The sequence below is a fragment of the Streptomyces eurocidicus genome (assembly GCF_002891295.1).
Taxonomy (GTDB): Bacteria; Actinomycetota; Actinomycetes; order Streptomycetales; family Streptomycetaceae; genus Streptomyces; species Streptomyces eurocidicus.
Window position 1 is genome coordinate 24,777 of the sequence record NZ_LGUI01000014.1, and the last position, 26,624, is coordinate 51,400.

The window sequence follows — 26,624 nt, forward strand, 5'->3', positions numbered from 1 at the left end:
CGGGCAGGCTTGAGCAACCCACGTCCCTATCTCGTGCGGCAGGCGGACGCCCGGGGCGGCCGGCCCGATCCCTCGGTCAGTGCTGAAGCGGTGCTGCGGGTCAGTGCTGCGCGGTGCGGTCGCTCGGCTCGGCCACCGGGCGGGCGCCGGCGACGTCACCGGGGGCGGCCTTGATCGTCCGGGGGGCGGCGGCCGGCGGGTCGGCCGGGGCGGAGGCGTTGTCCTGGCCCTCGGACTTCATCGCCTTGGCCTCGCTCTTGAGGATCCGGGCGGACTTGCCGAGGGAGCGCGCCATGTCCGGAAGCTTCTTCGCACCGAACAGCAGGACGATGACGACGAGAATAAGAATGATCTCGGGGGCGCCGAGCCTTCCGAACATATGCGTAACCTTCTCACCGAAGCGGCATGGGTGTGGGTGCTGCCCGACCGATCGGACATTTGTCCATCAGTCGTACGGCAGCGATCGTAACGCGCAGGGGTAAACGCGAGGCAATCCCTGTGCGTACTCCCGATGCGACCCTCCGCTTCGTCAGCAGGGTCACCCGAAACAGCGTACCGCCCGCCCCTTGACCCGAGGAAAGACTGTGCCCGAGCTTGTTGGGTTGCGCATCGCCCCTTGATCGGGCCCCGATCAGTCCTGTCGCAGGGTGTTCGCGGCCTGTACGGCGAGCGGTGTCGCGGCCCGTTCGAGGTCCTCCGCGGCACGGGTGATCCGCCGGGAGCTCTCGGACACCTGCCCGGCCAGTCTCCGCACCTCCACCAGGACCCGGACGGCGAGGACGCCGAGGACGGCGATGCCGCCGAAGGCGAGGGCGATGGCGAGCATGGGCCAGAACATGGGGCGAGCCTATCGGGACGGCGGTGGGGAGGACGGGCGAGGAGACGGCCACGGGGGCGGGTGGGACGGCCGGAAAAAGACGGAAAGAGACCGAAGAACGCGGCAAAAATGGCCGAAACAAGCGGTCGGAACGGAATATTCCGGGGTGGATCACCCCGTGCCACGCCCCGGTGACCCCTGGATGACGGCCTCGGCCGAAGACCCGGGGGACGGCCCGCGGGCGGCCCCGGCCGCACTTCTCGGGCCGCCGGGACGTCACACCGAAGAGTGCAGCCGGAGCGTGCTCACCCCGCCGCCGGTGAGGAGCTCGACGATCCGCTCCCCCGCCGGCTTACGGACCGAGGCGCCGCAGTCGGGGCAGGTGAAGGAGTAGAAGGTGGTGCGGTGGCTCGCCCCGATGGCGAGCCGCAGCGCGCCGGCGGCCAGCTCGAAGCACCCCCGGCAGTCCGGGCAGGCCGCCTTGAAGACGGCGGCGACCGTGGTGCGCGCGTCCACCGCTCCCCCGCTCACTCGCCGTACGCCGTGAGGGCCTCGCGGGCCGCGTCCCGTGCGCTCTCCGCCAGCTCCGGCGGGGTGACGATCCGGCCGTCCCGGCCCAGCCGCAGCGCCAGCCGGCGCAGGGACGCCGGGTCGGGGGTGCGCAGGGTGATCCGCAGACCGCCGTCGGGCAGCTCCTCGGCGCTGTCGTGCGGGTAGTACTCGGCGACCCAGCGGCCGCCCGGCCCGACCTCGACCACCACCTCCGGGTCCTCGGCGGCGGGCTGCACCAGCCCCTCGGACAGGTCACGCGGCTCCACGGGCGGCGGGTCGGACCGCTCGTCCAGGAGCCGGATCTCGGCCACCCGGTCGAGGCGGAAGGTACGCCGCGCCTCCGACAGGCGGCACCACGCCTCCATATAGGTGTGGCCGACGGCGAACAGGCGGATCGGGTCCACCTCACGCTCGGTGAGCTCGTCCCGCGCCGGGGAGTAGTAGCGCAGCCACACCCGCCGGCGCTCGGCGATGGCCCGGTCGACGTCGGCGAAGACACCGCCCTCGGACTCGAAGGTGACCGAGAGCCGGGAGCTGGCCGCGGCCGTGTCCCCGGCCGCGGTCTCGATCTTGGCGGTGGCGCGCACCAGCGCCTGCCGGTCGCTCTCCCGGAGGCCGGGCAGGGTGGCGACGGCGCGGGCGGCCACCAGCAGGGCGGTCGCCTCGTCCGCGGCGAGCCGCAGCGGCTCGCCGGTGCTGGTGCCCGAGGCGTCGGGGTTGTGCCACCAGATGCGGTCGCCGTCGGTGTCGATGTCCAGCAGGTCACCGCCGCGGAAGCTGGTGCCGCACATCGGCAGCACATCGAGGTCGCCGATCAGCACGTCCTCGGTGATCCCGAAGGCGCGGGCCACATCGGCGACCCGGGCGCCGGGGCGCTCCCGCAGATAGGTGACCAGCGACAGCATCCGCCGGGTCTGGTCGATGGCGTTTCCGGCCATGAGAAGTCGGTCCGTTCCCTTCTGCTTCGGTCAGCCCTTGGCCACGGCGCGCAGCCGGTCGATGACATCGGCCCGCAGCTCGGCGGGTTCGAGGACGATCACATCGGGCCCGAACTCGACCAGCCAGGCGTCCAGGCCGTGCCCGGACGGGATCTCCAGCTCGTCCCAGCCGTCGCCGAGGTCATGGGTGGCGGTCGCGCGGGCGCGCAGCGGATAGCCGTGCCCGGCCCGCACCTTGATCCGGGCGGTGCCGGTGGCGTTCTCGCCCGCCCAGGTCTCGACCGTCTCGCGGACGGTGACGTGGTCGGGCACGGGGGCGGTGAACGGGACGCCCCGGGAGCGCACCCGGCCGGTGATCCGGGAGAGCCGGAAGACCCGCTCGGCGCCGCGGTCGCGGTCCCAGCCCGCCAGGTACCAGTGGCCCCGCCAGCACTCCAGGGTCCAGGGCTCCACCTGGCGCTGCTCGGCGCGGGCGCTGTTGGCCTTGCGGTAGTCGAAGGTCACCGGACGGCGGTCGCGGGCGGCGAGCATCAGGGGCTCGAAGGCGGCCTCGTGGGCCGGGATCCGCGGTTCGAGGGCGCTGTGGCCCTCGTACGCCTCCTCGGCGAGCGGCATCCCGGCGGCGCGCAGCTTCTGCAGGGCGCCACTGGCGGCGCCGGCCAGCCGGGCCTGCTGCCAGACCCTGGCCGCGACGCCCAGGGCGGCGGCCTCCTCGACGTCGAGGGTGATCGGGGGGAGGCGGTTGCTGTCGCGGCGGGCGAGGTAGCCGATGTCGCCCTCGACGCTCTCGACCGTCTCGATGATCAGTCCGAGCTCGCGCAGGTCGTCCTTGTCGCGCTCGAACATCCGGTTGAAGGCGTCCTCGCTGCCGGTCGCGGTGTCCGAGGGCGTGGAAGCCCCTCCGCTGCCCGGGCCGAACGCCTCCAGATACGCCTCGATCGAGGTCCGCAACTCCCGCTTGCTGAGCGGTCGGCGGGTGCCCAGCAGGCACAGCGCCAGGTTCATCAGCCGCTCGGCCTTGGCGATCGCCATCGACGCCCTCTCTACTTGTGCTCTCAACCGCTGACCGTACCGCTCACGGCTTCCCTGACAAAAGCCGAGGGCCCATGCCCGCAGGCATGGGCCCTCGGCCACGGTGGCGGGGGCCTCAGCCGGCCACGGCGACCAGGTCGCAGACGAAGATCAGCGTCTCGCCCGGGGCGATCGCGTTACCGGCGCCACGGTCGCCGTAGGCGAGGTGGGCGGGGATGACCAGCTTGCGGCGGCCACCGACCTTCATGCCCTGGACACCCTGGTCCCAGCCCGTGATGACCTGGCCGACGCCCAGCTGGAACTGGAGCGGCGTGCCGCGGTTCCAGCTCGCGTCGAACTCCTCGCCGGTGGAGAAGGCCACGCCCACGTAGTGGACCTTGACCATCTGGCCGGCCTCGGCGACGGCGCCGTCACCCTCCCAGATGTCCTTGATCTCGAGGTCGGCCGGAGGCGGGCCGTCCGGGAAGTCGATCTCCGGCTTGTCGATGCTCACGAAAGTGCTCCTACGAACGAATCTTGTAGACAACCGTGCAAGTCTGGCAGATGTCCGGCCGTGCGGGCGGCCGACGCCGTACGCTCCCGGCGCATTCCCGGTCGGTTCCCAGTCGGTTCCCGGCCGGAGCGCCACCGGGGGCGGCGGCGGCCCGGGTCAGTTGACGCCCAGGATGTCGACGACGAAGACCACGGCCGAGTCGAACTGCTTCTGCTGCGCCTCGGTCAGCGCGCTCTTCGGCACCACCAGCAGCACCCGGCTGCCGACCTTCTTGCCGGCCAGGCCCTCCTGCCAGCCCGGCAGGCTCTTCAGCGCCACGGCCTGCATGCCGCTCTGCTGCCAGGTGTTGTCCAGCGGCTTGCTGTCCTTCCAGAGCACGGCCTCGAAGTGCGTCTGGATCGTGTCGTCCTTGCCGACGGTCTTGCCGGTGCCCTCGATGATCGTCTCGGACTGCGTCTTGGACGGCGCGTCCTTGTCCTTCGGGACCGTCACCGACGGGGCCTTGCCGTCGGTGTTGGTGCCCACCTTCGGCAGGTCCTCGTTCTTCTGCTCGACGGCCTTGCCGCTCGGCTTGTTCGGCGTGACGCTCTTCAGGTCGACGACGAAGACCAGGGTGGACTTGGGCGGGATCTGCTCGCCCTGGCCCTGCTCGCCGTAGCCCTTGTCCGGCGGGATGACCAGCTCGACACGGCTGCCGAGCTTCTGGCCCACCAGGCCCTCGTCCCAGCCCTTGACGACCTTGCCGGTGCCGATCTCGAAGGTGGCCGGCTGGCCCCGGTCCCAGCTGTTGTCGAAGACCTTGCCGTCCCAGAGCTGGCCCAGGTAATTGGCCGTCAGGGCGTCGCCCTTCTGCAGCTTCGGCCCGTCGCCCTCCTTGAGGACCTTGATCTTCAGGTCCTTGGGCGGGTCGCCCTCACCCTTGTCGATCTTGGGCTTCTTGTCGGCCGCCCCGCTGACCGCGGGGGGCTCACCGGCCTTGCCGGAATCGTCGCTGCCGCACGCCGTAGCGGTGACGAGCAGCAAGGGGGCGATCAACAGGGCTGCGATTCGGCGCACAGAAATCCCTCAAGACGGGCAGCGGTCGGACACATTCGGACTGGCCCACTCTAACCATGGCACGCAACGGCGGTGGAGCCCCTGCGCACCGGCCCCACCGCCATCCGCCCGTACGGGCGGCACACCGCCCGACTACATCCCGGCGATCAGTTTCTCCACCCGGTCGTCCACCGACCGGAAGGGGTCCTTGCACAACACCGTCCGCTGCGCCTGGTCGTTCAGCTTCAGATGCACCCAGTCGACCGTGAAGTCACGGCGCTGCTCCTGCGCCCGGCGGATGAAGTCGCCGCGCAGCCGTGCCCGGGTGGTCTGCGGAGGCACCGACTTGCCCTCGAAGATCTTGAGGTCGTTGCACACCCTGGCCGCCCGGCCGCGCTTCTCCAGGAGGTAGTACAGCCCTCGCCGGCGGTGGATGTCGTGGTACGCCAGGTCTATCTGGGCGACCCTCGGGTGGGACATGCTGATGTTGTTCTTGGCCCGGTACTGCTCGATGAGCTGGTACTTCATCACCCAGTCGATCTCCGTGGAGATCCGGTCCAGGTCCTCGTCGCGCACCGCCTCCAGGGTGCGGCCCCAGAGCTCCAGGACCCGCTCGACCGTGCCCGTGCGGATGCCGCGCCGCTCGCAGAAGTCCACGGCCTTCTCGTAGTACTCCTGCTGGATCTCCAGGGCGGACGCCTCCCGGCCGCTGGCGAGGCGCACCTTTCGTCTTCCGGTGGTGTCATGGCTGACCTCGCGGATGGCCCGGATCGGGTTCTCCAGGGTCAGGTCCCGCATCACGGTGCCCGCCTCGATCATGCGCAGCACCAGATCGGTGGCGCCGACCTTGAGCAGCATCGTCGTCTCGGACATATTGGAGTCGCCGACGATCACATGCAGCCTGCGGTACCGCTCGGCGTCGGCGTGCGGCTCGTCCCGGGTGTTGATGATCGGGCGCGAGCGGGTCGTGGCCGAGCTGACGCCCTCCCAAATGTGCTCGGCGCGCTGGCTGACGCAGTAGACCGCCCCGCGCGGGGTCTGGAGCACCTTCCCGGCGCCGCACAGCAGCTGCCGCGTCACCAGGAAGGGGATGAGGATGTCCGCGAGCCGGGAGAACTCCCCGTGCCGGGCCACGAGGTAGTTCTCGTGGCAGCCGTAGGAGTTCCCGGCGGAGTCGGTGTTGTTCTTGAAGAGATAGACGTCGCCCGCGATCCCCTCCTCGTGCAGGCGCCGTTCGGCGTCGACGAGCAGGCCCTCGAGGATGCGCTCGCCCGCCTTGTCATGGGTGACCAGCTCGATCACGCTGTCGCACTCTGGAGTTGCGTATTCCGGGTGCGAACCCACATCGAGATAGAGCCGGGCACCATTGCGCAGGAAGACGTTGCTGCTGCGCCCCCAGGAAACGACACGGCGGAAGAGGTAGCGCGCCACTTCGTCAGGCGACAGCCGGCGCTGTCCCCTGAAGGTGCACGTGACGCCGTACTCGTTCTCCAGCCCGAAAATGCGGCGGTCCATGCCTGAACATTACGCCTGAACCCCTGCGCTGAAACCGGGTTCGACGGCACCGTTCCGATCATTTTCCGACCGCGCCACGACCGTCCCCGGGGTTTCGGGAGCGCTCAGGGAGCGGCGGGCCACCAGGAGGACGAGCAGGGCGGTGGCACCGCTGCCGACCGCGACCACGAATCCCGCCACCGCGCCGCCGTACTCGACCGCGGGGCCCACGAAGGCGGTGCCGATGGCGGCGCCGACGCCGAAGGACGTCACCAGCCAGGAGAACGCCTCCGTGACGGTGCCGCGCGGGGCGTGCCGGTCCACCACGACGAACGCGCAGGCCAGCGCGGGGGCGAGGAAGACACCGGCGACACCGGCCAGGAGCGTCATGGCGACGACGCCCGGGACCAGCAGCAGCGGTACGTAGCCGACGGCGAGGCCCGCCACGAGCACCCGCAGCCGCTGCTCCGGCGTGCCGGGCCACTGCCGGGCGCCGTAGACGGAACCGCCGACGAGGGCGCCGACGCCGAGGGCCGAGAGGAGGTAGCTGGCGACGCCGCCGCCACCGTGGTCGTCGCCGTAGGCCACCGCGGCCACGGCTATGGAGCCCAGGGCCGAGCCGATGAAGAAGAAGGTGCCGAGGAGGACCAGCAGCCCGCGGGAGCGCAGCGCGCCCAGCCAGTGCGCCTCACGGGCCTCGCTGCGCCACTTCCGCGAGGGCGGCGAGGTGACGACCGCGAGCGCGCCGAGGAGGCCGAGCACATTGAGGACGAACAGCGCGCCCGCCTCGGACCAGAAGGCCACGATCCGCATCACGATCAGCGGGCCGACCACGTAGATCAGTTCCTGGGCGATGGCGTCCAGGGAGTACGCCGCATGGATGTCGTCCTCGCTCTTGAGGACGGAGGGCCACAGGGCGCGCAGCCCGCCCTCCAGCGGCGGCGTGAAGAAGCCGGCCACGACCATGGCCACGTAGGCCAGGGGCAGCGGGTCCAGGCCGACCACGGTGAACAGCGTCATACCGAGCGCGGCCAGGACGGCCGAGGGCAGGATGACGCGCGGCTGGCCGTGGAGGTCGACGGCGCGGCCGAGCAGCGGCTGGCCGCAGGCGTTGGCCACGCCGTAGACGGCGGAGAGCGCTCCGGCGAGGGTGTAGCTGCCGCCCTCGGCACGGACGAAGAGGACGATCGCCAGCGCGGCGGTCGCGTTGGGCAGGCGTCCCACCAGGGTGCCGGTCAGCAACCGTGCCGCATGCCTCGTTCTGAGCATCTCGACATAACCGCCACCCGCCGACGCCATGGTCCGCCTCTCTATCTCACTCCGGCCGGGTCGTTTTCGACCAAGCCATTCCGGTTTTACGTATAACTAGCGACGTTATACGTACCATGGCCGCAGCCCACGGGTCCAACCCTGTGGGCGGGCGATCGGGGAGACAGCCAGTGAGCAGGCCAGTGACCAGCACGGACGGCAGTGACGAGGCCCAGGGGGGCACGGTGGCGGGGGCGGCCGGGTCAGTCGGGGCGGCCGGGTCGGCCGGGGTCGCGGAAGAGAGCGCGGGTGAGCGGTCCGGCGCCTCCGGCGACGGGCGCTGGCCCAGCATCCGCGGTCCCCGCACCGGGGCCCGCGCCACCAGCCGGGACGTCGCCCGTGTCGCGGGCGTCTCGCAGGCCACCGTCTCCCTCGTCATGGGCGAGAAGTGGCGCGGCCGGGTCTCCGAGCGCACCGCCGACTCCGTGCGCTCCGCCGCGCGCAGCCTCGGCTACCGCCCCAACCTCGCGGCCCGGAACCTCCGGCTCGGCCGCACCCGCACCGCACTGCTGGTCGTGCCCGCGCTCACCAACGAGTTCTTCGCCCGTGTCTACACCGGGGCCGCCCGGGTGGCCGCCGAGCAGGGCATCGGGGTGGTCCTCTACCCCTCCCCCGAGGGCGTGGGCCCGGCCCGCGACCCCTTCGCCTCCGCCCGCGCCACGCTGGACGGAGTGATCGCCTCGTCCATGGCGGCGGAGGCGCTGACCGCGCTGCGCGAGGGCGGGCTGCCGCTGGTCATGCTCGACAGCGACCCGGAGCGGGCGGAGGCCGCCACGACCGTCAACCTCGATCTCGCGGACGGCATGCGCCAGGTCGCCGGGCACCTGCTCGCCCTCGGCCACCGCCGCTTCGTCCACCTCGCGGCGGACATCGACTCCTGGACCTTCCGGGTACGGGCCGCGGCCCTCGCCGAGGCACTGCGGGGGACGCCGGGCACGGAGCTGACCGTGGTGCGGGCCCCGCTGACCGTCGCGGACGGCCTGCACGCCGCCGAGCACGCGCTGACCCGCCCGGGTCCCCGGCCGACCGCGCTGGTCTGCGACGACGACGTGCTGGCGGCGGGCACCTGCAAGGCCGCCCGGCGGCTGGGCCTCCGGGTGCCCGACGACCTCTCGGTGACGGGCTTCGACGATCTGTCCCTGGCCACGGCGGTCGAACCGGAACTCACGACCGTCCGGCTGCCGGCGGAGGGCGTGGGCGAGGCGGGCATGCGGGCGCTGATGGGGGTGCTGGACGGGGGGCCGGTCGCTCCGCGGGTGCTCCCCGTGGAGCTCGTCGTCAGGGGGACGACGACGGTGGCCGGGGGCTGACGCTCCCCTTCTCTTTCCTCTTCGCCGCGCCGTGCGCGGTGGCCCCGATCGCCGGACGGGCCCGCCCGGGCCCTTCGGTGAGGGCCGGGCAGGACCCCTCCGGCGATCGAGGACGAGGGACCCGGGGCGGCACCCCGGGTCCCTCGGACACTCACTCCTCCGGGCTCTCCGAGCCCTCGGCACCCTCGGCCGGGCCTTCCGGCTCGTCCGGCTCGTCCGCCGCGGACGCCCCGCTCGCCCCTTCGAGCAGCCGCGACAGCTGGCGCCCGAGCAGCCTCTTGAACTTGCGCTGCTGCGGCCGCGTGCGGTCCAGGACCGCGACCTCCAGCTGCTCCGCGGTGAGCGTGCGCTCCCCGCCGTTGTTGTCCCGGGTGAGGGACTCGACGGCGAGCTTGAGCGCCTCGGAGAGGGTCATCCCGTCCCGGTGGCGCTGGTCGAGATAGGCGCTGATCTGGTCGGCGTTGCCACCGACCGCGACGGAGCCGTGCTCGTCGACGATGGAGCCGTCGTGCGGCAGGCGGTAGATCTGGTCGTTCTCGGGGCCGGCCCCGACCTCGGCGACGATCAGCTCGACCTCGTACGGCTTCTCACCGGCGCTGGAGAAGATGTTGCCCAGTGTCTGGGCGTAGACGTTGGCCAGGCCGCGGGCCGTGACGTCGTCCCGGTCGTAGGTGTAGCCCCGCAGGTCGGCGTAGCGGACGCCGCCGATGCGGAGGTTCTCGAATTCGTTGTACTTCCCGACCGCGGCGAAGGCGATCCGGTCGTAGATCTCGCTGACCTTGTGGAGCGCGCGGGACGGGTTCTCGGCGACGAAGACAACGCCGTCGGTGTACTGGAGCACGACGACGCTCCGGCCGCGCGCGATGCCCTTGCGGGCGTACTCGGCGCGGTCGGCCATGGCCTGCTGGGGGGAGACGTAGAACGGCGTCGACACCGGCTATCCGTCCCTTTCTGTCAGTGGCGGGTGCATTCAGAGGAGCGCGGCTCGGGGACCGTCCGGCTCCTCCAGCCGACGGTCGTGGATCGCGCGGACAACCTCCGAGCACTCGGCCTCGGTCAGCTTCCGGAAGCCCTCGTCGGTGATGACGGTGACGATCGGATAGATCCTGCGGGCGAGGTCCGGTCCGCCGGTCGCGGAGTCGTCGTCGGCGGCGTCGTACAGCGCCTGGACGACGAGGGTGGTGGTCTGACTTTCCGTCAGGTCCGGGCGGAAGAGCTTCTTGAGCGAACCCCGGGCGAAGACCGAGCCGGAGCCGGTGGCCGCGAAGCCGTGCTCCTCCGAGCGCCCGCCGGTCACGTCGTAGGAGAAGATGCGGCCCTTCTGCCGGTCGACGTCCCAGCCCGCGAACAGCGGCACCACGGCGAGGCCCTGCATGGCCATGCCGAGGTTGCTGCGGATCATCGTGGACAGCCGGTTCGCCTTGCCCTCCAGGGAGAGCTGCACCCCTTCGACCTTCTCGAAGTGCTCCAGCTCCAGCTGGAAGAGCTTGACCATCTCGACGGCCAGCCCCGCCGTGCCGGCGATGCCGACCGCGGAGTACTCGTCGGCCGGGAAGACCTTCTCGATGTCGCGCTGCGCGATGACGTTGCCCATCGTCGCCCGCCGGTCACCGGCGAGCACCACACCGCCGGGGAACGACGCCGCGACGATCGTCGTACCGTGCGGGATCTCGACGGCGCCCTGCATCGGCGGCAGCGCCCGGTTGCCCGGCAGCAGCTGCGGTGCGTGGGAGCCGAGGAAATCCATGAACGACGAGGAGCCGGGTGTCAGGAAGGCAGCAGGTAGACGCCCGGTGCTACGAGTGTTGGCTTCCACACGTTTCCTTCCAGATATGCGGCGGCCCGCCCTTCGCGTCCGCCCGATCCTTGAACTGCCCCGGCGCCGTGTCGCGGCCGAGGCACCGTACGCGAGGGACCTTACCCGTCCCATGATCGTGATAGATATCCCCGGACGGAGCAGCGGGACGGAGCACGCGCGCGCCGCCCGCGTACCTCACCGGGCCGAGCGGCCCGGCCCGCTCCGGGCCGCGCCCACGGCGTCCGCGGCGGGCTACTCGCCGCCCTTCTGGACGAACGACCTCACGAAATCCTCCGCGTTCTCCTCCAGGACGTCATCGATCTCGTCCAGCACGGAGTCGACGTCGTCCGACAGCTTCTCCTGCCGCTCCTTGAGATCTTCCGAGACCTGCGCGTCCTGCGCCTGCTCCTCCACGTCCTCCGTGGATCGCGTGGCCTTCTGCTGCCCGCCGCCAGTGTCCTTGGTCGCCATATCCCTCACCCCGCTCGGTTCGACGTACAAGATCAGAGGTACTTCGCGTGCTCGGCCGTACAAGATCCGACCCTACAAGCAGGGTCCGACATCGGCCCCGTACTTGCTACAACGTCCCGGAACCACCGTGATGATTCCCTGAACCCAGCCCTCTCAGACCCCATCGGCGGCCCCTGTCGGGCCCCGCCGGACGGGGCCCGGCGCTCAGCCCCCGGACAGGACCCGGACCAGGTCCTCGGCGGTGCGACAGCGGTCGAGGAGCTCCTTGACGTGATTGCGGGTGCCGCGCAGCGGCTCCAGCGTGGGCACCCGTTGCAGGGAGTCACGGCCCGGCAGGTCGAAGATCACGGAGTCCCAGGAGGCCGCGGCCACGTCGTCCGCGTACTGCTCCAGGCAGCGGCCGCGGAAGTAGGCGCGGGTGTCCTCCGGCGGCGCCGTACGGGCCCGCTCGACCTCGGACTCCTCCAGGAGCCGCTTCATCCTGCCGCGGGCCACGAGGCGGTTGTAGAGACCCTTGTCCGGGCGCACGTCCGCGTACTGGAGGTCGACCAGGTGCAGCCGGGCCGCGTCCCAGTCCAGGCCGTCGCGGCGGCGGTAGCCCTCCAGGAGCTCGCGCTTGGCCACCCAGTCCAGCTCGCCCGAGAGGCTCATCGGATCGTGCTCCAGCCGCCCCAGGACGTCCTCCCAGCGGGCCAGGACGTCCTTGGTCTGCTCGTCCGCGTCGGCGCCGAAGCGGTCCTCCACGTACTTGCGGGCCAGCTCGAAGTACTCCATCTGAAGCTGTACGGCGGTGAGTGTACGCCCGCTACGGAGCGTGATGAGCCGCTTCAGCGTGGGGTCGTGGCTGACCTGGTGGAGCGTGCGGACCGGCTGCTCCACGGCCAGGTCGGACGCGATGAAGCCGTCCTCGATCATGGAAAGCACCAGGGCCGTGGTGCCCAGCTTCAGATAGGTGGAGATCTCCGAGAGGTTCGCGTCCCCGATGATCACATGCAGCCTGCGGTACTTCTCGGCGTCCGCGTGCGGCTCGTCCCGGGTGTTGATGATGGGCCGCTTGAGGGTGGTCTCCAGCCCGACCTCGACCTCGAAGTAGTCGGCGCGCTGGCTGAGCTGGAAGCCGTGCTCGTGGCCGTCCTGGCCGACGCCCACCCGGCCGGCGCCGGTGACCACCTGCCGGCAGACGAAGAAGGGCGTCAGGTGGCGCACGATGTCCGAGAAGGGGGTCTCCCGCTTCATCAGGTAGTTCTCGTGGGTGCCGTAGGACGCGCCCTTGTTGTCGGTGTTGTTCTTGTAGAGGTGGATCGGCTGGGCTCCGGGCAGCTGGGCGGCGCGCTCGGCGGCCTCCGCCATGATCCGCTCCCCCGCCTTGTCCCAGAGGACGGCGTCGCGGGGGTTGGTGATCTCGGGGGAGCTGTACTCGGGGTGCGCGTGGTCGACGTACAGCCGCGCGCCATTGGTGAGGATGACATTGGCCAGGCCGATGTCCTCGTCCGTGAGCTGGCTGGAGTCGGCCGCCTCACGGGCGAGGTCGAAGCCGCGGGCGTCCCGCAGCGGGTTCTCCTCCTCGAAGTCCCAGCGGGCTCGCCGCGCCCGGTGCATCGCCGCCGCGTAGGCGTTGACGATCTGGGACGAGGTGAGCATGGCATTGGCGTTCGGGTGGCCGGGGACGGAGATCCCGTACTCCGTCTCAATGCCCATTACTCGCCGTACGGTCATGCGGCCCTCCTTGCCCGGCGCCGCCCCCTGGTGGGGTCGGCGCTCAAGTACCGCCGCGCGTCCGCTCGCTGTGCGGCCCCCGATCCCGCGCTGCGCATCGCGGCGGTATCGAAGAGCCTAGAACGGCTTTGCGGCGGTGGGGAGATCATTACAGTCATTGCTCCGGTTCGTGCCGTACCAGGGCGATCGATGTCCCCGTGGCGGAATCCTGGCGGAAACACGACCGGGATCCCGGGAAAAACACGGCCGGCCGCGGACGCCCCGGGCGTCCCCCCGCCGGAGCGGGAGGGACAGGGCATCCGCGGCCGGACGACGCGCTACAGATACTGACCGGTATTCGCCACCGTGTCGATCGAGCGACCGGTGTCGGCCCCCTGCTTTCCGGTGACCAGGGTGCGGATGAAGACGATCCGCTCGCCCTTCTTGCCGGAGATCCGGGCCCAGTCGTCCGGGTTGGTGGTGTTGGGCAGGTCCTCGTTCTCCTTGAACTCGTCCACGCAGGCGGCGAGCAGGTGGGAGACGCGCAGACCCTTCTGGTTGTGGTCGAGGAACGCCTTGATCGCCATCTTCTTGGCCCGGTCCACGATGTTCTGGATCATCGCGCCCGAGTTGAAGTCCTTGAAGTAGAGGACCTCCTTGTCACCGTTGGCGTAGGTGACCTCCAGGAAGCGGTTCTCCTCGGACTCCGCGTACATCTGCTCGACGACCGACTGGATCATGCCGGCCACGGCGGCCTTGCCGTCCCCGCCGTGCTCGGCGAGGTCGTCCGCGTGGATGGGCAGGGTGGCCGTGAGGTACTTCGAGAAGATGTCCTTGGCGGCCTCCGCGTCCGGACGCTCGATCTTGATCTTCACATCGAGACGGCCGGGGCGCAGGATCGCGGGGTCGATCATGTCCTCGCGGTTGGAGGCGCCGATGACGATGACGTTCTCCAGGCCCTCCACGCCGTCGATCTCGGAGAGCAGCTGGGGGACGATGGTGTTCTCCACGTCCGAGCTGACGCCGGAGCCGCGGGTGCGGAAAAGGGAGTCCATCTCGTCGAAGAAGACGATGACGGGGGTGCCCTCGCTCGCCTTCTCCCTGGCGCGCTGGAAGATCAGCCGGATGTGCCGCTCGGTCTCGCCCACGTACTTGTTGAGCAGCTCGGGGCCCTTGATGTTGAGGAAGAAGCTCTTCCCGGCGGGCTGGCCGGTGACCTCGGCGACCTTCTTGGCAAGGGAGTTGGCGACGGCCTTGGCGATGAGCGTCTTGCCGCAGCCGGGCGGGCCGTACAGCAGCACGCCCTTGGGCGGCCGCAGTTCGTGCTCCTTGAAGAGGTCGGGGTAGAGGTAGGGGAGCTCGACCGCGTCGCGGATCAGCTCGATCTGGTTGCCCAGGCCGCCGATCTTCGTGTAGTCGATGTCCGGGACCTCTTCGAGGACGAGCTCCTCGACCTCGCTCTTCGGGATGACCTCGTAGACGTAGCCGGAGCGGGGTTCGAGCAGGAGGGCGTCGCCGGGGCGGATGGTGATGTCCAGCAGCGGCTCGGCGAGCCTCACCACCCGTTCCTCGTCGGTGTGCCCGATCACCAGGGCCCGCTCGCCGTCCTCGAGGATCTCCTTGAGGGTGACGATGTCCCCGGCCCGCTCGTACTCCATGGCCTCGACCACGTTGAGCGCTTCGTTGAGCATGACCTCCTGGCCGCGCCGGAGGTCCTCCGGATCGATGCTCGGGCTGACATTGACCCGGAGCTTGCGGCCTCCGGTGAAGATGTCGGCCGTGCCGTCGTCGTTCGCCTGCAGGAAGACCCCGAAGCCGGCCGGCGGCTGCGCGAGCCGGTCGACCTCCTCCTTGAGCGCGACGATCTGGTCGCGGGCCTCGCGGAGGGTATTGGCGAGCCGCTCGTTCTGGGCGGACACGCCGGCCAGGTTCGTCTGGAGCTCGACGATCCGCTCTTCGAGAATCCTCGTGTGACGCGGAGAGTCGGCGAGCTTGCGCCGCAGGACGGCGATCTCCTGCTCGAAATAGGCAACCTGGCTCGCGAGGTCGTCAGACCCTCGTCCCGGCCGGATGCCGCGGTTCATGTCGTCGTCGTGGGCTGCCACGGTCCTCACCTCCTCCAAGGGGAGCTGGACGCTTCCTGACCCTACCTGGGCCGGTGCAGGTTGAAACCCCTAGATCACAAACCCGGTCGGAGTGTGTCCGATCTTCACCCTTGCGCACGTCCTCACAGCAGGGGAATACCCACCCATCAACATCGGAAAGCGGGCGGTTGTATCGTCGAGTCGGTCAACACCCGTCAGGGCTGGCTCCAATTGGTTCACGTACGCAGGAAACGGCAGGCGAGATGACCGTGCAGGAAGAAGGACTCGGCGAGCTGGAAGTCTGGATCGACCAGGATCTGTGCACCGGCGACGGCATCTGCGCCCAGTACGCCCCCGAGGTCTTCGAGCTGGACATCGACGGACTGGCCTATGTGAAGAGCGCGGACGACGAGCTCCTCCAGGAGCAGGGCGCCACCACCCGGGTGCCGCTGCCGCTGCTCAACGACGTCCGGGAGTCCGCGAAGGACTGCCCCGGGGACTGCATCCACGTCCGCAGGGTTTCGGACAAGGTCGAGGTCTACGGCCCCGACGCGGAGTGACGACTCACACACTCCCCGCGACGGGCAGGGCGGTCAGTACGAACTTGCCGCCCTGCCACCGCCATTCGACGGCCCGGCTGAGGTCGGGGCAGCAACGCGGCACCCGTGCGGTGGAGTAGCCGAGGAGAGTGGCCGAAACGGTGCCGCCCGTCACCGCGAAGCGGGTGACGCTCATCCGCCGGGCCGGGTCGACGAGGGTCGCCGTGACGCGGGGCGGCTCGCCGGGCGTCGCGGCCGGGGCGAGGACGTAGACACCGCTGGGGGCCGTGCCGGCGCCGGAGCGGCAGCGGACGACGGCCGCGGTCTCGGGCCGCCCGTCGCCGTCGAGGTCGGCGGAGGCCCGCCGGACGACCTCGGGGCGCGCGCCGCCGCAGTCCAGGGGATAGCGCGCGGCGTCCGGGTCGGGGGCGGGCACGATCCGGGAGGGGCCCGCCGGGGCCTGCGGAGTGCCGTCCGCGGCGGGTCCGGCCAGGGTGGCCACGGCGATCACGACGGCCAGTGCGGCGGCGGTGACCGCCCAGTGCGCGGGGCGCGGGCGGGCGTGCGGGAGCGGACCCGCGGCGGTGGACGGAGTGGGTCCTGCCGGTGACTGCACGCGCGCTGACTCCTGTGAGCGGTGACTGCGGGGGATGATCCGCATCGTGCCATACCGGGCCGCGCCGGGGAACAGGGGGTTTGCCGCACGCCGGGGTCCGCCGCCGGCGGGCCGGGCGGGGCCAACGAACGGGCGCCGCCACCGAGTTCCGCGAGGCGGTTCCCGGCGGCGGCGCCGTGGGTGGTGGTGCGGCCGGAGCGGGCCGGCCGCGGGGCCCGAGGGGGCCCTGCGGACTCAGCGCTCGGCGGAGCCGCTCTGGCTGCCGGGGCCGTCGTAGTCCTCGCCGTAGGCGCCCTTGGCGGGGCGGCGGCGGCGCAGCGGCGGCTCGACGCCGTCCGCGAGGCGGCGGGCGGTGAGCAGGAAGCCGGTGTGCCCGATCATGCGGTGGTCCGGGCGGACGGCCAGGCCCTCCACGTGCCAGGTGCGGACCATGGTCTCCCAGGCCGACGGCTCGGCGAAGCAGCCGATCTCGCGGATGGACTCGACGGTCCGGGCGAGCTGGGTGGTGGTCGCCACGTAGCAGCAGAGGATGCCGCCGGGGACGAGCGCCTTACGGACGACCTCGAGGCACTCCCAGGGGGCGAGCATGTCGAGGATGACGCGGTCGACGTCCGTGTCGGACAGGTTGTCCTGGAGGTCGCCGACGGTGAGCTGCCAGGCGGGGTGCGGGCCGCCGAAGTAGCGCTCCACGTTCTGCGTGGCGATCTCGGCGAAGTCGGCACGGCGCTCGTAGGAGTGCAGCATGCCCTGGTCGCCGATGGCGCGCAGCAGGAAGCTGCTCAGGGAGCCTGAGCCGACGCCGGCTTCCACGACGCGGGCGCCGGGGAAGATGTCGGCCATGGCCAGGATCTGCCCCGCGTCCTTGGGGTAGACCACCGCGGCACCGCGCGGCATGGACAGGACATAGTCGGGGAGCAGGGGGCGCAGCGCGAGGTAGGCGACGTTTCCCGTGGTACGGACAACACTGCCCTCGGGGGCACCGATCAGCTCGTCGTGCGGGAAGGCACCCTTGTGGGTGTGGAACTGCTTCCCGGCTTCGAGCGTGAAGGTGTAGTGGCGTCCCTTGGGGTCGGTGAGCTGGACCTGGTCCCCGACCTGGAAGGGGCCGCGACGACGGGCGGCACCGGTCGGTTCGGACATGTGACCAGCGTACCCGCCATCCGGCGGGGGTATGGACACGACGCCGGGGCCGGGCCCGCGCGGGGACGGGCCGGGGGCGGCGTACGAGCCGGGGGGCGTACGGGCTCAGGACGGCGGTCGGCCCGGGGACGGGGTCCGGGCCATGGCGGCCACGAACGCCCGCTCGACGTCGGAGGTCGACAGCACCCCGTAGACCTCGCCGCCTTCCTCGACCACCAGGTACTCCGTGGCGGGGGTGGCGCGCAGGGTGTCGAGGAGCTCCTCGCCGGTGAGCTCGGCGGAGACGCGCATGCCGTCCTTGAGGTCCTGGGCGAGGGCGCTGACGGCGACCCAGGGGCGGCGGTGTTCGGGGACGCCGATGATGGCGGCCTCGCGGACGAGCGCGGTGGGGGTGCCGTGGGGGTCCACGACGACGAGGGCGCGGGCGCCGGCCTCGCCGGCCCGGCGCAGGGCCTCGGAGAGCGGGGTGGCGGGTTCCACGGGCACGGCGCGGCGGGTGAGGGTGCGGGCGCGGAGGCCGGGGAGGCGCTCGCGCAGCCGGGCCATGCGGAGGCTGTTGCCGGCGCCGGTCCAGATGATCGCGGCGAGGATCGCGGCGAGCAGGGCGTCGGTGAGGGAGTCCACGCCGCCGAGGTCCTCGGAGCCGCCCGCGGCGCGGGTGAGGAGCGGCAGGCCGATGAGGACGGCGACGGCGAGCGCGCGGCCGATCCAGGCGGCGGCGACGGTGCCGGTCATGGGGTTGCCGCTGATCTTCCAGACGACGGCCCGGAGCATCCGGCCGCCGTCCAGCGGGAGGCCGGGGAGCAGGTTGAAGATCGCGACCAGGAGGTTGGAGATCATCAGCCCGGCGAGCAGGACGCCGGGGACGGTGCCGGGCTCGACGGCCCGCATGCCGAGGTAGAAGAGGCCGGCGAGGACCAGGGAGAGCAGGGGGCCGACGAAGGCGAGGACGAATTCGCGGCCGGGGGTCTCGCTCTCCTTCTCGATCTCGGAGACGCCGCCGAAGAACTGGAGCTGGATACGGCGCACGGGGAGCTTGAAGCGCAGGGCCGCGACCGTGTGCGCCAGCTCGTGGACGAGCACCGAGGCGTAGAAGGCGACGGCGAAGAAGAGCGAGACCAGATAGCGGACGCCGCCGAGCTCGGGCAGGACGCGGTCGAGCTGGCCGCCGAAGACCCAGGTGATGAGGGCGGCGACGAGGAACCAGCTGGGCGCCACGTAGACGGGCACGCCGAAGGGGCGGCCCATGAGGATGCCGCCGCCCTCGCGCGGGCGCTTCGGCCTGCGGTCCCCGGGCTCGTCCTGGGTGCCGGCGCCCCCGCCGCCGGACCGGCCCTGCCCGCTGTTCTCCACGGTGTCCCCTCGTCGGATGCGGCCCTCGCACCGGCGGTGCGCTGTCTCGATCATGCAGTGCGAGGTGGTCTGTCGTCGATGGTATGCGTCCGACTGTCAGTGACGGGCCGTAGGGTTCCTGTCATGGGTATCGCCACTGAGGAAAGCGCCGGGCAGCCGGCTGAGCCGTCCGTGCCGGGCGTTTCAGAGGGGTCTGCCGGGGCTGCCGCGTCCCCTGGGGCCGGGGAGGCCGCCGCCGTCGGCGCGCCCGCGGAGGCCGCCGCCGGGGAGCGGGTGCGGGTTCCCGCGCGCCCCGCCGCGCTGTCGCCCTCCCGGGCGGCCGATTTCATGCGGTGCCCGCTGCTCTACCGCTTCCGGGTGATCGACAAGCTGCCGGAGAAGCCGAGCGCGGCCGCGACCCGGGGCACCGTGGTGCACGCCGTGCTGGAGCGGCTCTTCGACGCCCCGGCCGCCGAGCGCACCCCGCCCCGGGCGAAGGGGCTGGTCCCCGGCGAGTGGGAGAAGCTGCTGGCGGCCCGGCCGGAGCTGGCCGGGCTCTTCACCGGCGAGGACGGCGCGCACGACGCGGACCGGCTGGCGACCTGGCTGGCGGACGCGGAGCGGCTGGTCGAGCGCTGGTTCACCCTGGAGGACCCCACCCGCCTGGAGCCCGCGGACCGCGAGCTGTACGTGGAGACGGTGATCGAGGGCGCGGGCGCCTCGGCGCTGACGCTGCGGGGCTTCATCGACCGGGTGGACGTGGCGCCCTCCGGCGACGTCCGCATCGTGGACTACAAGACGGGCAAGGCCCCGGCCCCGCAGTTCCGGTCGGAGGCCCTGTTCCAGATGACCTTCTACGCCCTGGTGCTGTGGCGGCTGCGCGGCCGGGTGCCGCGCCGTCTCCAGCTCGTCTATCTGGGCAGCGGCGACGTGCTGACGTACGACCCGGTGGAGGCGGAGCTGCTGGCCGTGGAGCGCAAGCTGCGGGCGCTGTGGGAGGCCATCGAGCTGGCCACCGACACGGGCGAGTGGCGCCCCCGGCCGACGAAGCTGTGCGGCTGGTGCGACCACCAGGCCGTCTGTCCGGAATTCGGGGGCACTCCCCCGCCCTATCCGCTGCCGATCGTGGCCCCGCGCGCGGGCGGATGACCCCCCGCGGGGCGGGTCAGGGCAGAATGGACGCGGTCTAACGAAGGAGTTTCCGTGGCGATCCGCGTCCTACTGGTCGATGACCAGCCGCTGCTGCGTACCGGCTTCCGGATGATTCTCGAGGCGGAACAGGACCTGGCGGTCGTCGGTGAGGCCGGGGACGGTCTGCAGGCGCTCGACCAGGTGCGGGCGCTCCAGCCCGATGTGGTGCTGATGGACATCCGGATGCCGCGGATGGACGGCGTCGAGGCGACCCGGCAGATCACCGGTCCGGAGCGGAACGGCCCGGCGAAGGTGCTGGTGCTCACCACGTTCGATCTCGACGAGTACGTGGTGGAGGCGCTGCGGGCCGGGGCCAGCGGGTTCCTGCTGAAGGACGCGCCCGCCCATGAGCTCGTCCAGGCGATCCGGGTGGTGGCGGGCGGCGAGGCGATGCTGGCGCCCAGCATCACCCGCCGGCTGCTGGACAAGTACGCGGGTCATCTGCCGTCGGGCGAGGAGCCGCTGCCGGACACCCTGCACACGCTGACCGACCGCGAGGTCGAGGTGCTGAAGCTGGTCGCGCGCGGTCTGTCGAACGCCGAGATCGCGGCGGATCTGTTCGTGAGCGAGACCACGGTCAAGACGCACGTGGGTCATGTGCTGACGAAGCTGGGTCTGCGCGACCGCGTGCAGGCGGCGGTCTACGCCTACGAGAGCGGTCTGGTGCGCCCCGGCGCGCAGTAGCGGCTTCCCTCCCGCCGTCCGGCGGGGGAAAACGGTCCGCCCCGTACCCGGGCATGGGTACGGGGCGGACCGTTTTCCGGGCCGTGCGGGCCGGGTGGGGTGCCACCCGGCCGCGCGCCGGCCCGCTACTCCTTGGCGGCCTTGCCGATCTCCCAGAACCGGAAGACGGTCGAGGCGTCGAGGGTCCACTGGAGACCGGAGATCCGCTCGCTCGCCACCGCGTACTGCTTGCCCTGCCACAGCGGGAGGATGGGCAGTTCCTGGGCGACGGTGGTCTGCACCTTGGCGAAGTCGCCGACGGTCGCCGGGCGGCTGCCCTCGGCGGCGGTGGCCAGGATGCGGCCGGTGATGTCCTTGGACTCGTAGTTGTTGAGGAGGACGTTGCCCTCGCCGAAGAACGGCGCGGTGAAGTTGTCCGGGTCCGGGTAGTCGGGCACCCAGCCCTTGACGTAGACGCCGTACTTGCCGGCCGCCACGCCTTCCTCGTACTCCTCCAGCGGAACGGACTTCACGTCCGCCTCGAAGAGGCCGCTCTTGTTGAGCTGCTTGGCTATCTCCTGGAACTCCGGCACGGTGCCCGGGCCGTAGCGGATCGGGGTGGCCCACAGGGTGAGCTTGACCTTGTCCTTGACGCCGGCGGAGTTCAGGGCCGCGGCGGCCTTGTCGACCTGGGGGCGGTCGCCGTACGCCTCGAAGAACGGGGTCTTGTGGCCGGTGACGCCGCTCGGGACGATCGAGTACAGCGGCTCGGCGGTGCGCTTGTAGACGTCGCGCACGAGGGTGCTGCGGTCCACCAGGTAGGCGATGGCCTTGCGGACGCCGAGCTTGCCGACCACCGGGTCCTTGGTGTTGAAGACCAGGTGCTGGACCTCGGCACTGGTGCCCTCGACGACCTTGAGGTGCTGCTTGCCGCCCGCGGCCTCCAGGTCGGCGATGTCCTTCATGGCCAGACCACGGTAGGCGAGGTCGATGGAGCCCTTCTGGACCGCGGACTTCAGCTCCGCCTGGTCACCGTGGAAGAACTTCATCGTGACGCCGCGGTTGTTCACCGCGGCGGCCGTGCCCTTGTAGGACTTGTTGACCGAGAACTTGGCCTCCTTCTTGTCGAAGGAGTCGAGCTTGTAGACGCCCGAGCCGACGGCCTTGCCGTCGGTGCGGAGCTTGTCCGCCGGGTACTCCTCGTGGTCCACGATGGAGCCGGCACCCGACGCGATCTTCTGCGGGAAGGTGGCGTCGGAGCGGTTGAGGTGGAAGACGACCGTCTGCTTGTCCGGGGTCTTGATGTCCTTGATGGAGGACAGCAGGGAGGACGCCGGACCCTTCTTGTCGTTGATCTTGATCGTGCGACGGAAGGAGTAGGCGACGTCCTCGGACGTGAGGTCGTGGCCGTTGCTGAACTTCAGCCCGTCCTTCAGCTTGCACTGATAGGTCTGGCTGACCTCGTCCTGGAACTTGCAGTTCTCGGCCGCGTCCGGCTGGGGGGTGATGCCCCCCTTGGGGAAGCTCATCAGCGACTGGAAGACGTTGTTGAACAGGATCCAGGAGCCCGGGTCGTAGCCGGAGGCCGGGTCGGTGGCGACGACCTCGTCGGACATCCCCATGACCACGGACTCACCGGTGCCGCCCGCGTTGCCGTCTTCCGAACCGCACCCGGTGAGCAGGGCGGCGGCGAGCCCAGCGCCGAGCGGGGCGGCAAGCCACTGGTCACGTTTCCTCACGTGCACGTTCCTCACAGTTTCCTTGGTCGTCTCTGATGAGATCGTCGGCAGTACCGGTCTGACGAACCTATTGCCTCACACGCCGCGGCCCAGTTCCCACGGCTGTATCTCGGAGGCGGAGTTGAGGGCCCACTCGGCACCGGTGACATTGCTGCGGACGGCCACGTACTGCTTGCCCTGCCACAGGGGCAGCACGGGCACCTCGTCCGCCACGATGTCCTGGGCCTGGTGGAAGAACTTGGCCGCGGTGTCGCGCTCCGCCGCCTCACGGGAGTCCGGGATCAGCTGCGAGCTGATCTTGGGGTTCTGGTACGGCGAGCGGAGGAAGTTGTCCTTGCCGAAGAACGGGGCGACGAAGTTGTCCGGGTCCGGGAAGTCGGGGAACCAGCCCATGCCGTAGACCGCGTACTTGCCCTTGGCGGCCTCGGGCCGGAAGTCCGCCCACTTCACGCCCTGGATCTTGGCGTTGAACAGCCCGCTGTCGTTGAGCTGCTTCTGGATCGACTGGAACGCCTTGGCCGTGGCCTCGCCGTAGTGGTCGTCGGTGTACGTGAGGGTCAGCGGCACCGGGGAGGTGATGTTCGCCGCCCGCAGGATGGAGCGGGCCTTGTCGGCGCTGGGCTCCCCGTACTTGTTGGAGAAGGAGTTCTGGTGGCCGGTGATACCGCTGGGCACCAGCGAGTACAGCGGGTCGCTCGTCCGGTCGTAGCCGTCGCGGGCCAGCGCCTGGCGGTCGATCAGCTGCGCCATGGCCTGGCGCACCGACTTGTTCTTCACCGACGGGTCCTCGGTGTTGAAGGCGAGGAAGCTGATCTCCTGGCCCGGCGCCTCCAGCAGGCGGACGCCGCTGTCCGCGGCACCCCGCATCCGGCTGAGCTGCTCGGGCGCCAGGGTGCGGTTCATGATGTCGATGTCGCCGTCCTTCAGCGCCTTCTCCATCGACTTCGCGTCGTCGTAGAAGCGCATCTCGACCTTGTCGTTCTGCAGCTTCACCGACCCCTGGTAGTCGGAGTTCTTCGAGAAGACGGCCTTGACGACACGGCCGTCCTTCTCCTCCGTCTGGAGGGTGTACGGGCCGGAGCCGACGACCTTGAAGCCCTTGCCGAGCTCCTTCTTCCCATAGGTCTCGCTGTCCACGATGGCCGCGGCCGGGGTGGCTATCTTCTGCGGGAACGTCGCGTCGGGGGACTTCAGGTGGAAGACGACCTCGAGTTCGTTCGGGGTCTCGACGGAGTCGATGTTGCTGAGCAGCGACACCGGGCCGTTCTCGAAGTTGATGGCCCGGGCGCGGTCGATGGAGAACTTCACGTCCTCCGAGGTGAGCGCGTGCCCGTTGCTGAACTTCAGGCCGCTGCGCAGGGTGCAGCGGTACTGCTCGTTCTTCCGGTCCCCGAAGGAGCAGGTGGACGCCGCGTCGGCGACCGGGGAGGTGCCGGAGCGGGGCAGCCGCAGCAGGGTCTGGAAGGTGCTGTGCAGCACGTTCCAGGCGCCGATGTCGTACGCCGCCGCCGGGTCGAACGGCGCCGGGGCGTCGGTCGTCTCCTCGAACCGGTCCGTGGTGCCGATGACGATGGCGCCGCCGCCCTTCCCCGCCTCGTCACTCCCGCCACAGGCGGCGAGTACGGGGGTCAGGAGGACTGCCAGGGTCGGCAGCGCCAGCGTCTTGCGGTTCATTGTGTGGGGTTCTCCCTGTGATGCGATCGGTTCCCGGGACGATACCGACGTCTGACGCGTCGGCCCACGGGCAGCCGTGAAGTTCTCGCGAAAAGATTAGTGCGCGGCACCACTGCCCCCGGGACACGGCGAAGTTGACGCGATATCACGCGCTGATAACGGCCATCGATTCACCGATATCCGGACGCCGGAACGATTCACGCAGGAGATCATCAATCAGGACACAAGGGTGCACTGCCATCCCGAAAAGGATGCTGGAGCGTGATCGATTCCCTACCCGTCGCCCCTTGACCCGGTGACGAAACTCACTCACGCGACTTCGGTCGCGGCTCGGTAATTAAACCGGCCATTCGTCACGGAAAACAATCGGGCCGACGCCCAGAGTTCCTTGAACATTCTCCGGGGCACGCTCAGTGTCCGCGTCGGTGCATTCGAGTCATCGGCCCGTCGCCGGCGAGGTCATCAGCCCGCGGAGAAATCCGAGATCGACTTCCTCCAGCGACCCGACGACCGTACGCCCGGCCGCGGCCGGGATCGGCGCCACCGAGGGCACCGCCACGACCCGGCAGCCGGCCGCCTCCGCGGCGGTCACCCCGGTCATGGTGTCCTCGACGACGGCGCACCGGCCGGGCTCCACGCCCAGCCGGGCCGCGGCCAGCAGATAGGGGTCGGGGTGCGGCTTCGTCCGCTCGATCTCGTCGCCCGCGACGGTCAGCGTGAAGTTCTCCCGGCCCAGCGTGGTGAGCACCCGGTCGATGATCTCCCGGTGCGAGGCGGACACCAGCGCGGTCGGCACGGAGTGCGCGGCCAGCTCGGCCAGCAGCCGGCGGGCGCCCGGCATCAGGGGCACGCCCTGGCCGATCATCCGGGAGAAGCGGGTGTTGAGCAGGACCGTCAGCTCGGTCAGGGCGATCTTCGCGCCGGTGGCCCGGATCAGGAAGGCGGCGCTGCGCGCCATGGGCCCGCCCACGACCACCTCGCGGTACTCCTCCAGCAGCTGGTGGCCCAGCTCGGCGAAGACGGCGACCTCCACCTCCCACCAGAAGCCCTCAGTGTCGACCAGGGTGCCGTCCATGTCGAGCAGGACCGCCTGCAGGGCCGAGCCCGCCGCGCTACGCGTGTCGACCACGGGGATGCTGCTGGTCATCCGTGCACACCTCCAGAGGGGACGCGAAGGCCGGCCCGCCACTCCCTCTTCCGGGGATGTGGCGAACCGGCCTCCACCGGACCGACCAGTGTACGGCGGACGGGCTCCGGCGTCGCTCGGATATTCCGGGGAACCCTGGGCACGGCGGGCCGTACGGGGCCCGCTCCGTCAGCCGGGGACCCTTCCGCGACGGTGCGTGCGCGACGGGTCCCGGGCGCCCGGGACCGGGGTCAGGAGCGGTCGTCCTGCTCCGCGTTCTTCTCCTTGATCCGCACGGCCTCCTTGCGGACCTCGGCCTGGGTGGCGCGCTCCTTCTGGAGCCACTCGGGGTTCTCCGCCTTCAGCTCGGCGATCTGCTCGGTGGTGAGGGCCTCCGTGACCCCGCCACGCGCGAGACCGGAGATGGAGACGCCCAGCTTGGCCGCGACCACCGGACGGGGGTGCGGGCCGTTGCGCCGCAGCTCCTGCAGCCACTCCGGCGGGTCGGCCTGCAGTGCGTTCAGCTCGCCGCGCGAGACGACGCCCTCCTGGAACTCTGCGGGGGTGGCCTCGAGGTACACACCCAGCTTCTTCGCCGCGGTCGCGGGCTTCATCGTCTGGGTGTTCTGGTGCGACGTCATGGTGTCAAGAGTAGCGAGCGTGTGCGATACCTCCGACCACGACCGGTAATCTGGCCGGGTGACAGGCTCGGAAGCATCCCCTTCGTTCCGGCTCGCGTACGTCCCGGGCGTGACACCCAGCAAATGGGTGCGGATCTGGAACGAGCGGTTGCCCGACGTCCCCCTGACCCTCCTCCAGGTGTCCGCCGCGGAGGTGGCCGGCGTGCTGCGGGACGGCGGCGCCGACGCGGCCTTCCTCCGGCTGCCGGTGGACCGTACGGACCTCAGCGCGATCCCCCTCTACACCGAGACGACCGTGGTCGTGATCCCCAAGGACCACGTCATGGCGGCCGTCGAGGAGGTGTCCGCCGAGGAGCTGGCCGACGAGATCGTGCTGCACCCCCTCGACGACACCCTGGGCTGGGAGCGCCCGCCGGGGCTGCCCGCCTTCGAGCGCCCCGCCACGACGGCGGACGCCGTCGAGCTGGTGGCCGCGGGGATCGGGCTGCTCGCCGTCCCGCAGTCGCTCGCCCGCCTGCACCACCGCAAGGACCTCACCTACCGGACGCTGACGGACGTGCCCGAGTCGCGGGTCGCGCTGTCGTGGCCGGAGGAGAAGACCACCGATCTGGTGGAGGACTTCATCGGGATCGTCCGGGGGCGGACGGTCAACAGCTCGCGGGGCCGCACCCAGCCCCAGCCGGAGCAGAAGCCCAAGCGGCCCGAGGCGGCGGGCGCACGGCGCAAGCCCGCGGTCGGCAAGGCGACGGGCAGGACGGCAGGAAAGTCCGCCGGCAAGGGGGCCCGGGGCGGCGCCGGAGGCTCCGGCAAGAACCCCCGGGGCGCCTCCGGTGGTGCCAAGGGCGGTAAGCGCGGCAAGCCCGGCCGCCGCCCGTAGCCCGCGCGGCGCCCTCGTACGGCGCGGGTGCCGCGGAGACGAACCGGGCCCGGTGGCTT

Annotated in this window: 26 protein-coding genes; 5 read left to right on the plus strand and 21 right to left on the minus strand. The window is 70.9% G+C overall.

The window, feature by feature from the left end; translation table 11 throughout:
• Positions 1 to 100: 100 nt before the first annotated feature.
• From tatA to AF335_RS32215, 9 genes are all read right to left on the minus strand, one after another.
• Positions 101 to 379 carry a Sec-independent protein translocase subunit TatA gene (gene tatA / locus AF335_RS32175; RefSeq protein WP_102921965.1) on the minus strand — a complete coding sequence of 93 codons (279 nt, stop codon included), beginning with the start codon at positions 377 to 379 and terminating at the stop codon, positions 101 to 103.
• A gap of 252 nt (positions 380 to 631) precedes the next feature.
• Positions 632 to 838, minus strand: coding sequence for a hypothetical protein (locus tag AF335_RS32180; protein WP_102921966.1), 207 nt, complete (start codon positions 836 to 838; stop codon positions 632 to 634).
• A 255-nt stretch (positions 839 to 1,093) separates the two neighbouring features.
• Positions 1,094 to 1,348, minus strand: coding sequence for a hypothetical protein (locus AF335_RS32185; RefSeq protein ID WP_244927221.1), 255 nt, complete (start codon positions 1,346 to 1,348; stop codon positions 1,094 to 1,096).
• Entirely contained in the window at positions 1,345 to 2,307 is a 963-nt protein-coding gene (locus AF335_RS32190) for a helix-turn-helix transcriptional regulator (protein WP_102921968.1), read from the minus strand. The genes AF335_RS32185 and AF335_RS32190 overlap by 4 nt, the downstream gene beginning before the upstream one ends.
• Before the next feature lie 30 nt (positions 2,308 to 2,337).
• A complete protein-coding gene (locus AF335_RS32195; protein ID WP_102921969.1) occupies positions 2,338 to 3,339 on the minus strand; it encodes a helix-turn-helix transcriptional regulator in 1,002 nt (333 codons plus the stop codon).
• 115 nt (positions 3,340 to 3,454) lie between these two features.
• Complete coding sequence (locus AF335_RS32200; protein ID WP_102921970.1) at positions 3,455 to 3,832, minus strand: FKBP-type peptidyl-prolyl cis-trans isomerase; 378 nt, start codon at positions 3,830 to 3,832, stop codon at positions 3,455 to 3,457.
• Between the two features lie 156 nt (positions 3,833 to 3,988).
• Positions 3,989 to 4,888: an FKBP-type peptidyl-prolyl cis-trans isomerase gene (locus AF335_RS32205; RefSeq protein ID WP_102921971.1), complete on the minus strand. Its 900-nt coding sequence runs from the start codon at positions 4,886 to 4,888 to the stop codon at positions 3,989 to 3,991.
• A 132-nt stretch (positions 4,889 to 5,020) separates the two neighbouring features.
• A complete protein-coding gene (pafA, locus tag AF335_RS32210; RefSeq protein WP_102921972.1) occupies positions 5,021 to 6,382 on the minus strand; it encodes a Pup--protein ligase in 1,362 nt (453 codons plus the stop codon).
• A gap of 9 nt (positions 6,383 to 6,391) precedes the next feature.
• Positions 6,392 to 7,660: an MFS transporter gene (locus tag AF335_RS32215; RefSeq protein WP_102921973.1), complete on the minus strand. Its 1,269-nt coding sequence runs from the start codon at positions 7,658 to 7,660 to the stop codon at positions 6,392 to 6,394.
• 299 nt (positions 7,661 to 7,959) lie between these two features.
• Here AF335_RS32215 and AF335_RS32220 point away from each other — a divergent pair, with 299 nt between their 5' ends.
• Positions 7,960 to 8,979 carry a LacI family DNA-binding transcriptional regulator gene (locus AF335_RS32220; protein WP_102922096.1) on the plus strand — a complete coding sequence of 340 codons (1,020 nt, stop codon included), beginning with the start codon at positions 7,960 to 7,962 and terminating at the stop codon, positions 8,977 to 8,979.
• A 151-nt stretch (positions 8,980 to 9,130) separates the two neighbouring features.
• Here the strand turns inward: AF335_RS32220 and prcA are convergent, their stop codons facing one another.
• The 5 genes from prcA to arc all read right to left on the minus strand — a co-directional run bounded on the left by prcA (position 9,131) and on the right by arc (position 15,048).
• Positions 9,131 to 9,913, minus strand: coding sequence for a proteasome subunit alpha (prcA, locus tag AF335_RS32225; RefSeq protein WP_102921974.1), 783 nt, complete (start codon positions 9,911 to 9,913; stop codon positions 9,131 to 9,133).
• A gap of 36 nt (positions 9,914 to 9,949) precedes the next feature.
• Positions 9,950 to 10,795: a proteasome subunit beta gene (gene prcB, locus AF335_RS32230; RefSeq protein ID WP_102921975.1), complete on the minus strand. Its 846-nt coding sequence runs from the start codon at positions 10,793 to 10,795 to the stop codon at positions 9,950 to 9,952.
• A gap of 234 nt (positions 10,796 to 11,029) precedes the next feature.
• Positions 11,030 to 11,248, minus strand: coding sequence for a ubiquitin-like protein Pup (locus AF335_RS32240; RefSeq protein WP_058045164.1), 219 nt, complete (start codon positions 11,246 to 11,248; stop codon positions 11,030 to 11,032).
• Positions 11,249 to 11,452: 204 nt separating this feature from the next.
• Positions 11,453 to 12,964, minus strand: a complete 1,512-nt coding sequence (gene dop, locus AF335_RS32245; protein WP_342353982.1) for a depupylase/deamidase Dop — start codon at positions 12,962 to 12,964, stop codon at positions 11,453 to 11,455.
• Positions 12,965 to 13,281: 317 nt separating this feature from the next.
• Entirely contained in the window at positions 13,282 to 15,048 is a 1,767-nt protein-coding gene (arc, locus tag AF335_RS32250; RefSeq protein ID WP_102921977.1) for a proteasome ATPase, read from the minus strand.
• 242 nt (positions 15,049 to 15,290) lie between these two features.
• On the opposite strand from arc, the gene AF335_RS32260 reads away from it, so the two are divergent.
• Positions 15,291 to 15,587 (plus strand): ferredoxin, encoded by a 297-nt coding sequence (locus tag AF335_RS32260; RefSeq protein WP_102921978.1) that lies wholly within the window; start codon positions 15,291 to 15,293, stop codon positions 15,585 to 15,587.
• 4 nt (positions 15,588 to 15,591) lie between these two features.
• On the opposite strand, the gene AF335_RS32265 is transcribed toward AF335_RS32260, so the two are convergent.
• From AF335_RS32265 to AF335_RS32275, 3 genes are all read right to left on the minus strand, one after another.
• A complete protein-coding gene (locus AF335_RS32265) occupies positions 15,592 to 16,182 on the minus strand; it encodes a hypothetical protein (RefSeq protein WP_102921979.1) in 591 nt (196 codons plus the stop codon).
• Positions 16,183 to 16,416: 234 nt separating this feature from the next.
• Positions 16,417 to 17,322, minus strand: a complete 906-nt coding sequence (locus AF335_RS32270; RefSeq protein WP_087928842.1) for a tRNA (adenine-N1)-methyltransferase — start codon at positions 17,320 to 17,322, stop codon at positions 16,417 to 16,419.
• 105 nt (positions 17,323 to 17,427) lie between these two features.
• Complete coding sequence (locus tag AF335_RS32275) at positions 17,428 to 18,675, minus strand: site-2 protease family protein (protein WP_102921980.1); 1,248 nt, start codon at positions 18,673 to 18,675, stop codon at positions 17,428 to 17,430.
• Between the two features lie 123 nt (positions 18,676 to 18,798).
• Between AF335_RS32275 and AF335_RS32280 the strand changes: the two genes are divergently transcribed.
• Together AF335_RS32280 and AF335_RS32285 are read left to right on the plus strand one after the other, a co-directional pair.
• A complete protein-coding gene (locus AF335_RS32280) occupies positions 18,799 to 19,803 on the plus strand; it encodes a RecB family exonuclease (protein ID WP_102921981.1) in 1,005 nt (334 codons plus the stop codon).
• Positions 19,804 to 19,857: 54 nt separating this feature from the next.
• Positions 19,858 to 20,529, plus strand: coding sequence for a response regulator (locus AF335_RS32285; protein ID WP_087928839.1), 672 nt, complete (start codon positions 19,858 to 19,860; stop codon positions 20,527 to 20,529).
• Positions 20,530 to 20,654: 125 nt separating this feature from the next.
• Here the strand turns inward: AF335_RS32285 and AF335_RS32290 are convergent, their stop codons facing one another.
• The 4 genes from AF335_RS32290 to AF335_RS32305 form a co-directional block, all read right to left on the minus strand.
• Entirely contained in the window at positions 20,655 to 22,247 is a 1,593-nt protein-coding gene (locus tag AF335_RS32290; protein WP_102922097.1) for an ABC transporter substrate-binding protein, read from the minus strand.
• Between the two features lie 75 nt (positions 22,248 to 22,322).
• Positions 22,323 to 23,921, minus strand: coding sequence for an ABC transporter substrate-binding protein (locus AF335_RS32295; protein WP_102921982.1), 1,599 nt, complete (start codon positions 23,919 to 23,921; stop codon positions 22,323 to 22,325).
• A 436-nt stretch (positions 23,922 to 24,357) separates the two neighbouring features.
• The gene (locus AF335_RS32300; protein ID WP_102921983.1) at positions 24,358 to 25,068 is read right to left on the minus strand and encodes an HAD family hydrolase; all 711 of its coding nucleotides are present in this window, start codon (positions 25,066 to 25,068) and stop codon (positions 24,358 to 24,360) included.
• Positions 25,069 to 25,298: 230 nt separating this feature from the next.
• Positions 25,299 to 25,688 (minus strand): DUF5997 family protein, encoded by a 390-nt coding sequence (locus tag AF335_RS32305; RefSeq protein WP_102921984.1) that lies wholly within the window; start codon positions 25,686 to 25,688, stop codon positions 25,299 to 25,301.
• A gap of 58 nt (positions 25,689 to 25,746) precedes the next feature.
• Here AF335_RS32305 and AF335_RS32310 point away from each other — a divergent pair, with 58 nt between their 5' ends.
• Positions 25,747 to 26,565, plus strand: a complete 819-nt coding sequence (locus AF335_RS32310; protein ID WP_102921985.1) for a LysR family substrate-binding domain-containing protein — start codon at positions 25,747 to 25,749, stop codon at positions 26,563 to 26,565.
• The last annotated feature ends 59 nt before the right edge of the window (positions 26,566 to 26,624 follow it).

Bases quoted from the DNA above. Each gene is read 5' to 3' on its own strand.
- tatA (WP_102921965.1), bottom strand. From the start codon at position 379: ATGTTCGGAAGGCTCGGCGCCCCCGAGATCATTCTTATTCTCGTCGTC.
- AF335_RS32180 (WP_102921966.1), bottom strand. From the start codon at position 838: ATGTTCTGGCCCATGCTCGCCATCGCCCTCGCCTTCGGCGGCATCGCC.
- AF335_RS32190 (WP_102921968.1), bottom strand. From the start codon at position 2,307: ATGGCCGGAAACGCCATCGACCAGACCCGGCGGATGCTGTCGCTGGTC.
- AF335_RS32195 (WP_102921969.1), bottom strand. From the start codon at position 3,339: ATGGCGATCGCCAAGGCCGAGCGGCTGATGAACCTGGCGCTGTGCCTG.
- pafA (WP_102921972.1), bottom strand. From the start codon at position 6,382: ATGGACCGCCGCATTTTCGGGCTGGAGAACGAGTACGGCGTCACGTGC.
- AF335_RS32215 (WP_102921973.1), bottom strand. From the start codon at position 7,660: ATGGCGTCGGCGGGTGGCGGTTATGTCGAGATGCTCAGAACGAGGCAT.
- AF335_RS32240 (WP_058045164.1), bottom strand. From the start codon at position 11,248: ATGGCGACCAAGGACACTGGCGGCGGGCAGCAGAAGGCCACGCGATCC.
- dop (WP_342353982.1), bottom strand. From the start codon at position 12,964: ATGACCGTACGGCGAGTAATGGGCATTGAGACGGAGTACGGGATCTCC.
- AF335_RS32260 (WP_102921978.1), top strand. From the start codon at position 15,291: ATGACCGTGCAGGAAGAAGGACTCGGCGAGCTGGAAGTCTGGATCGAC.
- AF335_RS32270 (WP_087928842.1), bottom strand. From the start codon at position 17,322: ATGTCCGAACCGACCGGTGCCGCCCGTCGTCGCGGCCCCTTCCAGGTC.
- AF335_RS32280 (WP_102921981.1), top strand. From the start codon at position 18,799: ATGGGTATCGCCACTGAGGAAAGCGCCGGGCAGCCGGCTGAGCCGTCC.
- AF335_RS32295 (WP_102921982.1), bottom strand. From the start codon at position 23,921: ATGAACCGCAAGACGCTGGCGCTGCCGACCCTGGCAGTCCTCCTGACC.
- AF335_RS32300 (WP_102921983.1), bottom strand. From the start codon at position 25,068: ATGACCAGCAGCATCCCCGTGGTCGACACGCGTAGCGCGGCGGGCTCG.
- AF335_RS32305 (WP_102921984.1), bottom strand. From the start codon at position 25,688: ATGACGTCGCACCAGAACACCCAGACGATGAAGCCCGCGACCGCGGCG.